This window comes from Brevibacterium aurantiacum (genome assembly GCF_900169065.1).
Classification (GTDB): domain Bacteria; phylum Actinomycetota; class Actinomycetes; order Actinomycetales; family Brevibacteriaceae; genus Brevibacterium; species Brevibacterium aurantiacum.
This window is the reverse complement of the sequence record NZ_FXZB01000005.1, coordinates 157,431-171,337: the sequence shown is the minus strand read 5'-3', so window position 1 is coordinate 171,337 and position 13,907 is coordinate 157,431. Positions and strand designations below refer to the sequence as shown.

The following is a 13,907-nucleotide window of genomic DNA, read 5'->3' as shown; positions in this document are numbered from 1 at the left end:
TCTGCCCCCGTGTGCAGTTGCATTGTCGGACCGGACCAGTCGACCTCGATGGTCTGGGCGGCTTTGTGTCCCACACGAGAAGCTGCACCGGTGACGAGAACGTGACGCTGATAGGTGCGGCAGAACCGGTCATAACTCATCGCCGGATCACCAGCCGCAGCGCACTCATCGGCGTACTCGCCATGGAGGAGCTTCAGCGTCACCCCGACCCGGGCCATTTCCTTATGGACTGCCTTCCAGTCAGGTTGGGCGAACACGCTGTCATGGTCCCCGCGGCCCGGGAACAGGAGGCCATACACTTCACTGTCAGCACGGTCCTTGACATCATCCCACCCAAGTCCCGCAGCGTCGGCGGCCTCGAGGACCTGCGTGACCGATTTGCGTGACATTGCCTGGGAGCCAGCGATCGCTCTGCCAGAAGTCCCTCGGCTCGAAGCTGTAACACCAGTTTGGCCCTGATCTTGCGTACCATTAATATTCTCCTTTCGCCGCGTGCCCTATACACGCGGTGAAAGGAGCTTATAAGTCGTGGCCCCCACGAACGCCATAGCTGGACCCGAAGTCCACGATCGCGGGATCATGCAACTGGCCCCCGAGCTCACGATTGACGGCCCCCAACAAGACGGATATTCAATGACCGCGTAAGCGGCGTAGAGGAGGACAAGACCTCCGATGCCCAGGTGCACGCAGATCGCAAGGGCGAGAACGGCAACTCCCCGCAGAATATTTGCGACGATCAGGATTAAACGGCGGTCCACACGATCGACCCATACGCCGATCGGCAGAGCCACGAGCAACCGGACGAGCGCGTAGAGCGTCGAAAGCCCGGCGATCCAGCGCGGATCGTCCGTAAGTGAGGTTGCCAGCAGCGGGATCGAGACGAACGCTAAACCGTCAGCCAGGTTCGACGCAGCGTTCGCTCCCCACAGGACACGAAAAGAACGACCAAGGGACACACACCCCAGAATACCTATCGCACCGCCACCAGCGGCTCATGGGAGCGAGCTGCTAGCGGGACGAAATCACTCGCACTCTGGCGGAACGAGACCTGCCCCAGTGAACCAAAGCGTTGTTGGATAACCGACTTATGAGTCAGACAGATTTTTGAGTCAGCGCACCTTCCGCGAGATCGCGGGTCGAACAACTTGAACCCGCCGCAGAACTGCCCAGCCGAAGCCACTCGCCAGAGACGCTACCGCAACGCGACAACGAGAATCGGCCTCTGCGAGAGCTCCGCAGAGACCGATCAAAGTCCCAGGTCAGCGGGACAAACGCTTAGCACCTGATGGTAAAGCGGAACCTGTCCATCGAACCCAACCGGAGGCCGAGAAGATAAAATCCCTGGTCAGAGGCCCTTATTGGACATTAAATCTAAATTCGACCGCATTCCGGCACAGAACAACCTCTGCGGACACTTGGCGACACCACTGAGTCTGTGCCCGGCAGGCGACTCGTTGCGTCACGAGCCGGGCGACCGCAGAATTGACGGCTGGACCTCTTCCGGACGCCACAGATCGTTCTGTTCACGCGTGACATCAACGGCGCTGTCGCGTTCTACAACGCGCTCGGCTTCAAGGAAGTGTTCCACACGCCAAGTAACGGAACACCGATTCACGTCGACCTGGCACTCGACGGATACCGAATCGGTCTCGCAACAGAGACCAGCACCCGCGAAGACCACGGACTTGACCCGACCGCCGACGGCCAGCACGCGGCGGTGATCCTCTGGACCGACGACGTACCTGCAGGCTATGCCCGACTGATCGATCTCGGCGCGAAGCCAATCAAGACACCGGAGACGTGGCTCGATCGGCTTCTCATCGCATGGGTCGAGGACCCATCTGAGATCGTGGCGCTGCCAGTCTGCGAACAGATGCAGCGACCTCAGTGCTCTTGAGGATCAGTGGCAGCCGGGGCGTAGACGTCCACGACAGCTTTGCCGAGCACTCGCCCATTGACCTGAACCTCGATCAGATGCGGTCCGGGATGGATTCGACGGGTGGCGACGGGCGCGAATCGATGACGTCGAACAAAGCTGACGGCCTCTCCAGCAGGCAGGTCACGAACGCTGAGCTTGAAGACCTTGCCGGCCTTGGGACCGTGCGCACCTTGATAGTGGACCACGTAATCGATAGTTGCCTTCGTCTCGGCAGCTGCCCGCAGGGTGAACGCGATCGTCGTCTCGCCGCCGATGGGAATCGAGGGGTGTGAGCATTCCAATCCGGTGATCTCGATCGGAGCTTCGGGATCGAATCCGAGGATGCTCAGCGCTTCGGGATCACCTCGCTTGATCAGAGTTCGAAGACCGTGCCGGACGACGTAGTCGCCTCGAGTGCTTTTCGCTGCCCACCTTCTGGCAGCCTCGAGCACGACGTCCGGATGATCCTTGGCGATGTCGTTGAGGTGATTCGCCACGGAGCGACGGACATACAAGGATTCATCGTTCACGAGCTCCTCGAGGAGCTCGAGTGCCGGCCGAGGATCGGCGATGAACCGCGTGAGGCGTTGACCCCAAGGCAGTCGTGGGCGTGTGCCCTCCGAGACGAGGCGACGAACGTGCTCGTCAGGATCTGCCACCCAGGCGCGGAGGCGCTCCATCGTCGGCTCGTACTGAGCCTCGATGAAATGACGGATCGCGAACTCCGCGGTGTACCGCGGCGTCAGCGCGGCCAGGAGCGGAAGCCCGATGTCGGGTCGTCCCAGCATCGCGACGGCCACGTACTCGTTGACCGGAAGCGAAGCCCAACCCTGCATGCCTCCTCCGGCGAGGACGCGGCGAATCACCTCGTCTGCCACGTCCAGGTCCGCCGGCATGCTCGCGCAGAGAGCATGAGCGATCTGCTGAATGCGTGCTTTCATCTCCAGGCCGACGAGGTTCTCGCCGGCCGTCCGCTCAAACCCTGCCCGATCGAATGCGGCCCAGGCTACGGAGAGATCCTGACCCAGGGCCCGAATCAGCTCCGGCGAGAGCTCGTCCTTGAAATCAGCCACCTATGCGTGTGCCCTCCGATAGATCGTCATTCCACCCAGGCCTCCGTGCGGGGGCGTCCCACGCGGAAGGAAACGGCGATTCCCCCACGCTCTCATGCCAGCGGTGGCTGACCGGGAGCTCGCCTATACATTGAACCTAAATTCAACCACGTCCCCACACGTAGAGACATCAATGGGCATCGCAGTCGTCAGGCTTGAACTCACCAACATTCCGGTAGAAGTCCGTAGGCCCAAGAAGATCCGCGAGCGAACCACGCATCAAGTACGCGCCTCGTCTCAAGCGTGCACGACGTCCCACTGACGTTCTCTGCCGTGACCCACCTGCAGGCGACATGCTCGTCAGAGAGTCGAATTGCTCGACCTGCCAAGGGCACCGAGACTGTGAACTGTCTCGTCGCCTTGCCCGACGAGGAGCGATAATCGAACGTCTCAAGAAAGTCGCCATCAATCGAGCCGGCAGCGAACCCGACCTCTTCGGACAACTCTCGGTTAAGGGCCGTAACCAAGGTCTCGCCAAGCTCAACCCCACCAGAGGGCACCTCGTCGATCCCCGGCAGGAAGTCGTCCAGTTCGCTACGAGTGACGACCAGCGCAGCCCCATCTTGATGTATTACCGCACCGACCACGAACTTCTCCACGCCGTCACGTTGTGCAGAATCGCGGAGCTCTTCCAAGAGGACAGTCATGCAACCTCCAACGGCGTGATCCCCGCAAGCTTGTCCCGCAGAGCCCGGCGCTGGAGCCGCAGCTCGTAGTTTGACTGCAGGTTCATCCACAATTCCTCGGACGTCCCGAAATATCGCGCCAGACGGATCGCGGTATCTGCTGTGATTCCCCGCTTGCCGTGCACGATCTCGTTGATCCGGCGCGGCGGCACCCCGATGGACACGGCCAGCTTATTCTGTGTGATCCCGAAGCCCTCGATGAAATCTTCCAGCAGGATCTCTCCCGGGTGGATCGGCTCGATCAGGTCGCCCTCAGTGGTAGTCGACGAGTTCGACATTGTCCGCACCTCCTTCTCTCCAGACGAAGCAGAGACGCGATTGCGCGTTCACGCGGGTGCTGTGCCGCCCGCGTCGGTCGCCGACCAGACGCTCCAGCCGGTTGACTGGCGGGACCCTGAGATCCTCGACATCCTTCGCCGCATGGATCAGTTCCAGCTTCCGCAAGGTCGCCCGCTGCACCATCCGGTCAACGCGTTTGACGTACTGCTCATGCCAGATGCGCTCGGTGTCCTTGCTGCTGAACGATCTGATCACGAGTCCAGTGTATAACGGACACCGTCATTAACGCTATACGTTAAACCTAAATTCAACCGCATTCCGTACCCGAATAAACTCTGGAAAAATCTCCGTGGATTCGGAAGTCGTGTCGACCTTGGTCTTGACGCTTACGACGTCGAACCGCTCTGCCCCAGGGCTGCAAGATCCTTTCGAATCGGGAGGGCCTTACAGATTGCTTGCTATCTAGTCCTGCGTTTTCGCATGAGTAGCGTCACGTGGATCGCACAGACAACCAGGGCTGCTCCGGCAACATAGAGCGTCAAGTGGTGCAACGGGGCAAGTGCCAATGCATCGATGACTCCCAGGAAGAACACCCAGATCCCAAAACCCACTAGATCCCTAGAAGGGCCCCACCGGCATCGGGTCGACTCTCTTCATTGGCTGGACCATTGGGGGTTACCACTTCCATGATCTGTTGAGCGGCTGGCACTTGTTGGAAGCAGCCGAAGCTGTGGACCAGCTAAAACGGTATCGCAGCTGCGTGGAGTTGGGTGTGTTCGCGAGATGTTCCTCGATACGGTGGAGAACATCTTGGATAGCTGGAGAGGCCCCGCATATACGCTATACGTGCCGAGTACAACGCCGTAGCCCCAAACAACTTGAGGAGAAAAACATCATGGACCCCATATTCAGCAAGAACGGCACTGTCGTCGCTTGGCTTTGCGGTAACGAAGTCTTGGACCTGGGCGGAGCGCACCGAGGCTTTATCAACGGAACTAGTGTGATCAGCTACCAGACGGGCTGCCACCTTGGCTGGTTCGAACAGGGAGCCTTCTGGGACTCCCAAAACCGTGCCATCGGGATGACGCGTGAAGTTTCCGCCTCCATCCCTCGCCCGGGATTCAGCGGTGTACCAGGCAGGCCGGGGATCGGCGGACGTCCCGGACGGCCTGGCATCCCAGGGACCCCGGCTAAGCCCGGGCGATCCGGTGGCTGGTCCCCTCAAGAGTGGAACGACTGGATGCCAAGCAAGTAGCAGTCGCGTCGAGTTGACCCTAGATAGCATTGTTCCGTTTTCAAGGAACCGGGATACATAGGACGACCGGTACGCCTATTTCGCGAAGAAGCGGAACGACTCGGAGAAGACCAGAAAGTAGGTAAACGAGGAGAAGCTGGCTGGCTTCTACGTCCACTTGGATTCCTCGGGCGAGGCCGTACTCTCCCCCGCCGAATTCTTGGCGAGGACGATTACCGACGACTCGCAGACCGCGGCGCAGGTCGGAAAGATGCTACTGATCAGAGAACACTGCCGAATGAAGCTCGAGGCCACGACCACTACGACAGCACGCACGAGCAGTTGCACAGGCTCCTGCCAATCTCGCATCCCGAACTTGGGCGTCGCAGGAGTTCAGGGGCGGCCGGTACATCAAGGATCGGCAGGACTGAGCGGTGCCATCATCGCTACCGCGGGCCCGCACAGCACCAGCCGGATTCATGGGCCACCCAGTCTGTGTAGCCGATGACGGAACAAAGGTACCCGATGTGTACTCCGCTAGCCACGTTCGTGATGACATAGCTTCCGTCAGAGCTTAAAGCGCGAACCCAATTCCAGCACGTGCAGTCACAGAATTGGTCTAGGCTCCCGACTGGACCTTGCCACCGCTAACTAAGACCAAGGTGGTTCGTTGAGCCCCGTATTTCACAGGATCCACCCGAACATTTCGTTGAGGCGACTCTGCGCCCGCAGCATGAGGATTTCATCATATGTCGACTGGTATGGACGGCTGAGACTGATCCGGTGGTCCCAGAGCCACCTTCGGCCATTATGGGTATGCTCAGGGGACTAGCAAGATCACAGATGAGGGGCAGTATTTTGCAGATTGATGCACAGAAACGAAGTCTTGGTGAGGTACTCCAGCAGGGGCAGCATGTTGTGCCCAGATATCAACGTCGATATGCATGGGAGTCGCAGAATATCAAGGATTTTTGGAACGATATCACCAATACTTCCGACCCTCACTTCTTCGGAAGCATGGTGACGAGCGGCGCAGCCGCGGCCCCTCGAGAGGTGATCGATGGCCAACAGCGATTGACCACCGCGATCATCGCGTTGAGCGTATTACGTGATCTATACGCAGAGATCGGGAGTGCGCCACGCGTCACCGGCATCAATGAATATCTCGAATACAACGATCGCGACGGCCATCGCAATCATCGTCTACGAAATAAGGACGTCAGCGCCGCGAGCCGCCTGAATGACAACGTCCTTCTGGAGAAAAAACAACGAGCTACTTCGCCAGGCTACGACTCCGAAGCGCTGGAGTCGCAAGCCTACAAAACATTCGAGACACTGGTACGTGACGAGCTGAGTGGTACAAACGACGCGACCGCGCAGCTAGACAATATTCGTGATGCGATTCTCGAAACCGAGGTCGTCTATATCAATGTCGAAGATCGCAAGAATGCATTCACCATTTTTGAAACCCTCAACGATCGAGGGAAAAGTCTAACGGTGATGGATCTCGTCAAGAACTTGTTGTTCGCGGAGATCGCCTCCAGCGATGAGGACAGCTCCGAGCGTGCATGGTCGGACATCCTCGAAAAGCTCGACGATCTCACGTTCGAGGGGATGACTCCCGACTTCTTCTTGTACTATGCATGGAACTCGCGGCATCATCCCGGGCATGCAAGCACAGACCTAATCGAACAGGCGCGACTGCGACGATCGATAGCCGATCAGATAGCAACATCGACGGACCGAGACGTTTCAGCTCAAGATTTAATCGGTGGACTCAGTATCGATGCGAAAATACTGGCCGGCTTGAATCGGACGCTAACTAGCAACGGCTCAGCCGACACATGGCGAGAACTTGCGACCGCTTGGCGTCGGGATGATTACGAAGATATCTCTAGTCGCTTGTACGGAATCCTAGTAGCAGGATCACTCCAGCCACTTCCGCTGCTTTTATCTCTGATGAGGGCATACCTCCGGGAACGTGCTGGAATTTCTCGAAAGACCCTTCTAAAGTTCCTGACAGTTACAGAGAGTTTCCAATTCCGGTGGAGTATCGCTCAGAAACCTTCAACGTCTACAATTCGCCGCCTGTACCGCCAGGCTGCAGCATCCGTGTCAGCGGGTTCTTCGAAGCCGGACTTCGAAGCCGCTTTGAGTTCATTCGTGGCCGCCGCGGACAGAATCGATGCCTCTAATGCGCAGTTCAGGGACGGGATCAGTCGCCTGGCCTACTCAAAAACTCGGGCAAAAGATACGTTCAAGATCAGGTACATCCTCACCCGAATCGAAGAGTCTTATCAATCTACGACGCTGAATCTGAGTCGCCAATTGTCCTTGGAACATCTTCAGGGTTTGGAGGGACGATCAGAGGCTACAGCGCGGAACTCCTGGATCTTCAAAATAGGAAATCTTGCCCTCCTTCCCCCTGAAGTCAATGCGGACCTTCCAAAGGAATTCGCGGACAAATGCGCCGAGCTTAGCAACTGGGTCAATGCCGAGGATGAGACGTTAATTGACGCGATCTCCAGTAAGGTCTGGAACAGTGAGCAATCGAACGAGCGGCTCTCCGATATTGTCCAACGCGCGCTACAGCTATGGCCCAGAATCCAAGTTTGATTCTCGTTGAAGGGCATCCATGGATGGTTATAACCGAACGTATGCCGCCTGACAGAGTTTCGCACTTCGTGCTCCCGACCTGTTGGCCATTACGGCTAGCAGACAACGCGATATAGGGAGAACCAAGCCATCGAAGACTATGCCCCGGCCTTAGGCCGGGGCATAGTCTTCGATGGCTTTTCACACATTAAATCTAAATTCAACGACGTCCCCATCAACCATAATGTATTCCTTGCCCTCCATCCGCACCTTACCAGCGGACTTGGCTGCGGACATCGAGCCGTTGGCGTCGAGATCGTCGAAGGAGACGACTTCAGCCTTGATGAAGCCCTTCTGGAAGTCGGTGTGGATGACACCAGCCGCCTCGGGTGCCGTTGCACCCTTCGGAATGGTCCAGGCGCGGGATTCCTTGGGGCCGGCTGTCAGGTAGGTCTGCAGGCCCAATGTATCGAAGCCGACGCGTGCCAGCTTGTCCAGTCCTGCTTCCTCCTGGCCGGTGGATTCCAGCATCTCGAGGGCTTCCGCTTCGTCGAGTTCAGCGAGTTCGGACTCGAATTTGGCGTCGAGGAAGATCGCTTCGACAGGTGCCACCAGTGCACGCATCTCTGCCTTCTTCTCTTCATCGGCGAGCACATCGTCATCGACGTTGAAGACGTAGAGGAACGGCTTGACGGTCATCAGCTGAAGTTCGCGCAGCTCGGTGACGTCGAACTTGTCGGACTGCATCGCCTGATAGAGGGTCTTTCCGCTTTCGAGGATCTCGACAGCGGCATCGATGGCGGTCAGCTGTTCTGCCGGTGCCCGTTTGCCTTTGACTTCCTTCTCAATCCTCGGCCGTGCCTTCTCCAAGGTCTGCAGGTCGGCGAGGATGAGTTCGGTGTTGATGGTGTCAATGTCGTCGGCCGGGCTGATCTTGCCCTCGACGTGGATCACATCGTCATCGACGAACCCGCGGATGACCTGGCAGATTGCCTCAGCCTCGCGAATGTTGGCCAGGAACTGGTTGCCCAGCCCTTCGCCCTCGGAAGCGCCACGGACGATTCCGGCGATATCGACGAAGTCGACAGTTGCGTTGAGAATGCGTTCGGATCCGAAGATCTCCGCCAGTCGAGTCAGTCGCGCGTCGGGCAACGGCACCACGCCGACGTTCGGTTCGATCGTCGCGAACGGGTAGTTCGCCGCGAGAACTTGGTTCTTGGTCAATGCATTAAACATGGTCGACTTGCCGACATTGGGCAGTCCCACGATTCCGATAGTTAGAGCCACGGTAGCTAAGTCTATCCCGCCGCCGAGGTGCGGGTCTAAATCTCGTGTCAATGCCGTCTGTCACGCTTGAGTCATGAATTCTTTCCCCGCCACCGGAGGGATCGTCATCCTCATCCTGGCGATCATCATCAGCGTCGCCCTCGGCTTCCTCCTCGGACGCGCACACACGCGTTCCCGCTATATTGAGCGACTTACGAGAGCGGAGACCACGTCTCGGATTCTCACGAACAGGACGGAGGATTTGGAGGCTGATGCACAGATGGCCGGCGAGATCACTGCGGCCATCGGCCCCCTGGCTGCAAGCGTCAATCACCTGCAGGAGAACCTTCAGTCCCAGGACCGGACGCAGTTGGAACAGATTACGCGACTCAACACGCAGATCGGGCACCTGAGCCAACAGAACCTCAGACTGCAGGAGTCCACCGGTTCACTGGCCAGCGCGCTGAATTCGACGACTCAGCGTGGAGACTGGGGCGAGGTCCAGCTCAAACGCATCGTCGAATATGCCGGCCTCCTCCCCCATGTGGATTTCGAGACCCAAGTCAGCAGCGTGCGCGACGGCAAACGCCATCGCCCCGACATGACTGTGAATCTGCCCGGCGGCGGAACGATCATCATCGACGCCAAGACCCCCCTGTCTGCCCGGATGGACAGTGCTGATTCCAATGCCGAGGATCATTCTCGCGCACTGCTGCGACACATCGATTCGCTGGCATCCAAGGAGTATTGGAAGTCTTTCGACACTGCTCCGGACTTCGTCGTCTGCTTCGTCCCCACGGACGGGCTGCTCTCCTCGGCGGCGTCCACATATCCGAAGATGATCGATCATGCTCTCGGGAAGAACGTCGTGCTCGCCTCCCCCGCCACGCTGCTGGTTCTGCTCAAGACCGTGGCACTCAATTGGCGGCAGGCTGACATGAGCACCTCCGCAGCCGAGGTACTCAAGCTCGGCACCGAACTCTACGAACGCATAGGCACTCTGGTCACCCACGTGACACGGATGGGCTCAAGTCTCGACCGGTCGGTTGAGGACTACAACCGATTCGTCTCATCGCTGGAATCGCGGTTCCTCGTCACCGCCCGAAAGTTTCCGAGCACGGGAATCGTCGCCACCGAACTCGATGCAGTTGCTGAACTCGACTCACGCAGCCGTGGAGTCAGCGCTGAAGAACTCACACGGCCACGCATCTCGGGACAGGATCCATTCGCGACACAGGATCCCACTGATCTGAGACGCCGCCATACTGGCACGGACTAGATCAGGCAGCGATCAGATCAGGTCGTGATCCCGGTCGGCGCCATCGCGTTTGTTCGATGTCTTCTTACCGGCGGCCTTGAGGTCCTTGCGCAGTTCGCGCGGCAGGGAGAACATGATGTCCTCCTCCGCCGTGACGATTTCTTCGACCGAGCCGAAGCCGTACTCTGCCAGCAGTTTGAGGAGATCCTGGACCAGTCCCTCCGGGACGCTCGCTCCTGAGGTCACGCCGACAGTTGCGACATCATGGAACCAGGTTTCGTCGACCTCACGAGCGAAATCGATGCGATGCGCGTCCTTGGCCCCGTGCTCCAGCGCAACTTCGACCAGACGCACGGAATTCGACGAGTTGGCTGAGCCGACTACAAGAACCAGATCGGACTGTGGGGCGATCTTCTTCACGGCCACCTGTCGGTTCGACGTGGCATAGCAGATGTCGTCGCTTGGAGGGTCCTGCAGGTGCGGGAACCGTTCCCGCAGGATGTTGACCGTTTCCATCGTCTCGTCGACACTCAACGTCGTCTGTGACAGCCAGACCAGGCTCTCTGCATCGTCGATCTGGACGGTCTTGGCTTCCTCAGGGTTCTGGATCAACGTGATGTCGTCGGGAGCCTCTCCCATCGTGCCTTCGACCTCTTCGTGACCTGCGTGGCCGACTAGCAGAATGCGGTAACCGTCACGGGCGAAACGGACTGCCTCGCGGTGGACCTTCGTCACCAAGGGGCAGGTGGCATCGATCGTCGACAGTTCGCGAGCGGCCGCCTCGGCGTGGACGGCAGGAGAGACACCGTGTGCAGAGAATACGAGGCGGGCGCCTTCGGGAACTTCGTCGGTTTCGTTGACGAATACGGCGCCGCGTTCGGAGAGGGTGTCGACCACATGGCGGTTATGCACAATCTCCTTGCGCACATAGACCGGAGCACCATAGTGCTCGAGTGCGCGCTCGACGGCGATCACTGCGCGGTCAACACCGGCACAGTATCCGCGCGGGGCGGCCAGAAGCACCTTCTGGTCGGCGCCTTCAGGCGTCCGAATGTCTTCCGGAGCGAGGCGTTTGCGCGGAATGGTGGGCATGGGTACAGATACGGCAGTCACAAGCACAGTTTAGGCCGGGGACCTGAACAACGGCTACAAAGGTGAAGCAACCCACAACAAGCCTGCAACCCGGGGTGTTCCTGCGCGGCGCTGATTCGTCATGTCACCACCGTTCGTTAGGGTGGTGGATTGGAAGGGGAGACAACATGGCGCAACGAATTTCCGGCACTCCCGGGACTCTCGGCGAAACGGTCGACGCTCAGGAGCTGCCTGCGACTGCGGGAGAGACGACGGCGGAGAACCCGTGGCCCTTGAGTCTGCTCTCAAGCAAGATGAAGTCCTATATCGACCGCATGTCCAGCGTGTGGATCGAGGGCCAGGTCGTCGAGCTCAACCACCGCGGCAAGGCCAGCTATCTGACACTGCGTGACACCGACGTCGAGACGTCGCTGCCGGTTCAGATCTGGAAGAACGTCCTCGAACGCACTGGCGCGCCACTGTCCGAAGGCAGCCACGTCGTCGCCAACCTCAAGGCCGATTTCTGGACGAAGACCGGTCGTTTGACGATGCGGGCAAATGACATCCGAGCCGTTGGCCTCGGTGAGCTCCTGGCCCGGCTTGAGCGGCTGAAGAAGCAGCTTGGAGCAGAAGGTCTGTTCGACCCCAACCGGAAGAAACGCCTGCCATTCCTGCCCAACCGGATCGGTCTGATCACCGGCAGGGACTCAGATGCTCAGAAAGACGTCGTTCAAAACGTCCATCTGCGTTGGCCTGCCGCCGAGTTCGAAATTCGCAACTGCGCCGTCCAAGGTCCCGATGCCGTACCCGGCGTGATGAAGAATCTGGCCGAGCTCGACGCTGATCCGCAGATCGACATCATCGTCATCGCACGCGGCGGTGGAAGCATGGAAGATCTGTTGCCGTTCTCCAACGAGGCCCTGGTCCGAGCCGTGTCTGAGGCTAAGACTCCCGTCGTCTCGGCCATCGGCCACGAAGCCGATCGTCCGATCCTCGATGAAGTCGCCGACCTGCGCGCATCGACTCCCACCGATGCCGCCAAACGCATCGTGCCCGATGTGGCCGAGGAAGCGATGAACCTGCTGCGTGCTCGCGCGGAACTCGATGCCGCCGTCAACCGCATCATCGACCGGGAGCAGGAAATGCTCACCGCCGTCCGATCGCGTCCGGTGCTGGCCGAGCCGCAGACTATGGTGACCGCGCACGAAGAGCAGCTGCGACTGGTCCGTCGACGCAGCCTGCAGGCGACGACGACGCGCGTCATGCAGGGGCAGACCGAAATCAACCACCTGCGTTCACAGGCACGCTCGCTCTCCCCGCTGCGGACGCTCGAACGCGGCTACGCCGTCGTTCAAAGCGATGACGGCCAAGCCATCAGAGACTCGAACGAGGTCAAAGCCGGCGACGGCGTCCATGTCCGTGTCGCTCACGGCCGCTTCGATGCCGCGGTCACCGCCGTACAGGAAAGCACCGACAGCAGTCAGGCAACCGAATAGTGAAGGTGCCTGGGCCCATCACCGTCGATCACACGCACCAACACAAACAATCGCACTAAGGACGCAATCATGACAGAGCCAGCAGCCCAGCAGAACCAGTCCGACATCGCCTCGCTCAGCTATGAACAGGCACGTGAGGAACTCGTCGGAATCGTCAAACGACTCGAAGCCGGAAATCTTCCACTGGAAGATTCGCTGAGTCTGTGGGAGCGCGGCGAAGCCCTGGCCGACCGCTGCCAAGGATGGCTCGATGGGGCACGCGAACGCCTCGACAAAGCGCGCGAAGAATCCTCAGACGACGAGGGCTGAGGCTCACTTCAGCTGTTCGGCGACCTGCTGTGCGAAGGCGTTGATGGTGTCGGGGGACGCGATGGCGGTGATGACGACGAACGTGTCGCCCTTGCCTGTGACCCAGTATTCCTTGGCATCCTCAGTCCGATAGATCTGGAAGTCAGAGCCGCCGACGGTCACCGTCTCAGCAGCAATCGCATCGTCGACTTGGTTCTCGGCCCAATTCTCGGTGGCCTTGGCCTGCTCGATGCTCACCCATTGCTGTTCAGTGCCGACGAAGGACATGTACCAGGAGGTGCGGTCGGATTCGCCCACACGGTCCAAGTTCGCCTCATTCGATGTCCACCCGCTCGGGATTTCAGGCACGATGAGGTCGAAGTCGGCGCTGTCCTGGGACTGCTCCGCAATCGACTGGTAGTCGACCACACGCTGCGAGTCGACCTCCGGCTGAGGTGCGATCAGCAGAACCACTGCGACGACGGCCAGGCAGGCCAAGATCGCAATGATCATATTGACCCAGTTCGAGTTCTTCCGCAGGAAGCGCATCTCTTCCCTGGACCCCGGGAGCATCACTCCGGACTCGTCAGCCATTGGCACTCCCTCGGGACTGGCATCCGTGCGCGTCACGGGCGCCTGCGTTCCCACAGTGTTGGTATCGGATTGGGCATTCACATCGCCATTGTCCTCGGGGATTGCTCCCA

The 13,907-nt window shown here is 59.3% G+C and carries 14 protein-coding genes and 1 pseudogene; 6 read left to right on the top strand and 9 right to left on the bottom strand.

Annotated elements, in window-relative coordinates; all coding sequences use genetic code 11:
• Both BAUR9175_RS05135 and BAUR9175_RS05130 read right to left on the bottom strand, forming a co-directional pair.
• Window positions 1–472: pseudogene (locus BAUR9175_RS05135) on the bottom strand (IS21 family transposase); the annotation flags it as partial.
• Between the two features lie 25 nt (window positions 473–497).
• Window positions 498–956, bottom strand: a complete 459-nt coding sequence (locus BAUR9175_RS05130; RefSeq protein ID WP_257944272.1) for an MFS transporter — start codon at window positions 954–956, stop codon at window positions 498–500.
• Window positions 957–1,489: 533 nt separating this feature from the next.
• On the opposite strand from BAUR9175_RS05130, the gene BAUR9175_RS05125 reads away from it, so the two are divergent.
• Window positions 1,490–1,897: a VOC family protein gene (locus tag BAUR9175_RS05125; RefSeq protein ID WP_125240482.1), complete on the top strand. Its 408-nt coding sequence runs from the start codon at window positions 1,490–1,492 to the stop codon at window positions 1,895–1,897.
• Here the strand turns inward: BAUR9175_RS05125 and BAUR9175_RS05120 are convergent.
• The 4 genes from BAUR9175_RS05120 to BAUR9175_RS05105 all read right to left on the bottom strand — a co-directional run bounded on the left by BAUR9175_RS05120 (window position 1,885) and on the right by BAUR9175_RS05105 (window position 4,250).
• The gene (locus tag BAUR9175_RS05120) at window positions 1,885–2,991 is read right to left on the bottom strand and encodes a DNA alkylation repair protein (RefSeq protein ID WP_101583139.1); all 1,107 of its coding nucleotides are present in this window, start codon (window positions 2,989–2,991) and stop codon (window positions 1,885–1,887) included. The two genes, BAUR9175_RS05125 and BAUR9175_RS05120, sit on opposite strands and share 13 nt — an antisense overlap.
• A 200-nt stretch (window positions 2,992–3,191) precedes the next feature.
• Window positions 3,192–3,677 (bottom strand): NUDIX hydrolase, encoded by a 486-nt coding sequence (locus tag BAUR9175_RS05115; RefSeq protein WP_101583138.1) that lies wholly within the window; start codon window positions 3,675–3,677, stop codon window positions 3,192–3,194.
• Entirely contained in the window at window positions 3,674–3,994 is a 321-nt protein-coding gene (locus tag BAUR9175_RS05110) for a HigA family addiction module antitoxin (RefSeq protein WP_101583136.1), read from the bottom strand. Before BAUR9175_RS05110 ends, BAUR9175_RS05115 begins: the two co-directional genes overlap by 4 nt.
• Window positions 3,969–4,250 (bottom strand): type II toxin-antitoxin system RelE/ParE family toxin, encoded by a 282-nt coding sequence (locus BAUR9175_RS05105; RefSeq protein ID WP_101583135.1) that lies wholly within the window; start codon window positions 4,248–4,250, stop codon window positions 3,969–3,971. The genes BAUR9175_RS05110 and BAUR9175_RS05105 overlap by 26 nt, the downstream gene beginning before the upstream one ends.
• A 640-nt stretch (window positions 4,251–4,890) precedes the next feature.
• Here BAUR9175_RS05105 and BAUR9175_RS19915 point away from each other — a divergent pair.
• On the top strand, window positions 4,891–5,250 hold the full coding sequence (locus BAUR9175_RS19915) for a 4-fold beta flower protein (RefSeq protein WP_371860655.1): 360 nt from the start codon (window positions 4,891–4,893) through the stop codon (window positions 5,248–5,250).
• An 837-nt stretch (window positions 5,251–6,087) separates the two neighbouring features.
• Window positions 6,088–7,845: a DUF262 domain-containing protein gene (locus BAUR9175_RS05095; RefSeq protein ID WP_164513954.1), complete on the top strand. Its 1,758-nt coding sequence runs from the start codon at window positions 6,088–6,090 to the stop codon at window positions 7,843–7,845.
• 180 nt (window positions 7,846–8,025) lie between these two features.
• On the opposite strand, the gene ychF is transcribed toward BAUR9175_RS05095, so the two are convergent.
• Window positions 8,026–9,111: a redox-regulated ATPase YchF gene (ychF, locus tag BAUR9175_RS05090; protein WP_009883714.1), complete on the bottom strand. Its 1,086-nt coding sequence runs from the start codon at window positions 9,109–9,111 to the stop codon at window positions 8,026–8,028.
• 73 nt (window positions 9,112–9,184) lie between these two features.
• On the opposite strand from ychF, the gene BAUR9175_RS05085 reads away from it, so the two are divergent.
• Window positions 9,185–10,369 carry a DNA recombination protein RmuC gene (locus BAUR9175_RS05085; RefSeq protein WP_101583130.1) on the top strand — a complete coding sequence of 395 codons (1,185 nt, stop codon included), beginning with the start codon at window positions 9,185–9,187 and terminating at the stop codon, window positions 10,367–10,369.
• A gap of 12 nt (window positions 10,370–10,381) precedes the next feature.
• Here the strand turns inward: BAUR9175_RS05085 and BAUR9175_RS05080 are convergent, their stop codons facing one another.
• Window positions 10,382–11,440, bottom strand: a complete 1,059-nt coding sequence (locus BAUR9175_RS05080; RefSeq protein ID WP_009883712.1) for a 4-hydroxy-3-methylbut-2-enyl diphosphate reductase — start codon at window positions 11,438–11,440, stop codon at window positions 10,382–10,384.
• 167 nt (window positions 11,441–11,607) lie between these two features.
• Between BAUR9175_RS05080 and xseA the strand changes: the two genes are divergently transcribed.
• Window positions 11,608–12,915, top strand: a complete 1,308-nt coding sequence (gene xseA / locus BAUR9175_RS05075; protein ID WP_009883711.1) for an exodeoxyribonuclease VII large subunit — start codon at window positions 11,608–11,610, stop codon at window positions 12,913–12,915.
• A gap of 69 nt (window positions 12,916–12,984) precedes the next feature.
• Entirely contained in the window at window positions 12,985–13,224 is a 240-nt protein-coding gene (locus tag BAUR9175_RS05070) for an exodeoxyribonuclease VII small subunit (RefSeq protein WP_009883710.1), read from the top strand.
• 3 nt (window positions 13,225–13,227) lie between these two features.
• On the opposite strand, the gene BAUR9175_RS05065 is transcribed toward BAUR9175_RS05070, so the two are convergent.
• A complete protein-coding gene (locus BAUR9175_RS05065; protein ID WP_101556703.1) occupies window positions 13,228–13,797 on the bottom strand; it encodes a DUF4245 domain-containing protein in 570 nt (189 codons plus the stop codon).
• Window positions 13,798–13,907: the final 110 nt, after the last annotated feature.

Bases quoted from the DNA above. Each gene is read 5' to 3' on its own strand.
- BAUR9175_RS05115 (WP_101583138.1), bottom strand. From the start codon at position 3,677: ATGACTGTCCTCTTGGAAGAGCTCCGCGATTCTGCACAACGTGACGGC.
- BAUR9175_RS05110 (WP_101583136.1), bottom strand. From the start codon at position 3,994: ATGTCGAACTCGTCGACTACCACTGAGGGCGACCTGATCGAGCCGATC.
- BAUR9175_RS19915 (WP_371860655.1), top strand. From the start codon at position 4,891: ATGGACCCCATATTCAGCAAGAACGGCACTGTCGTCGCTTGGCTTTGC.
- BAUR9175_RS05085 (WP_101583130.1), top strand. From the start codon at position 9,185: ATGAATTCTTTCCCCGCCACCGGAGGGATCGTCATCCTCATCCTGGCG.
- BAUR9175_RS05080 (WP_009883712.1), bottom strand. From the start codon at position 11,440: ATGCCCACCATTCCGCGCAAACGCCTCGCTCCGGAAGACATTCGGACG.
- xseA (WP_009883711.1), top strand. From the start codon at position 11,608: ATGGCGCAACGAATTTCCGGCACTCCCGGGACTCTCGGCGAAACGGTC.
- BAUR9175_RS05070 (WP_009883710.1), top strand. From the start codon at position 12,985: ATGACAGAGCCAGCAGCCCAGCAGAACCAGTCCGACATCGCCTCGCTC.
- BAUR9175_RS05065 (WP_101556703.1), bottom strand. From the start codon at position 13,797: ATGGCTGACGAGTCCGGAGTGATGCTCCCGGGGTCCAGGGAAGAGATG.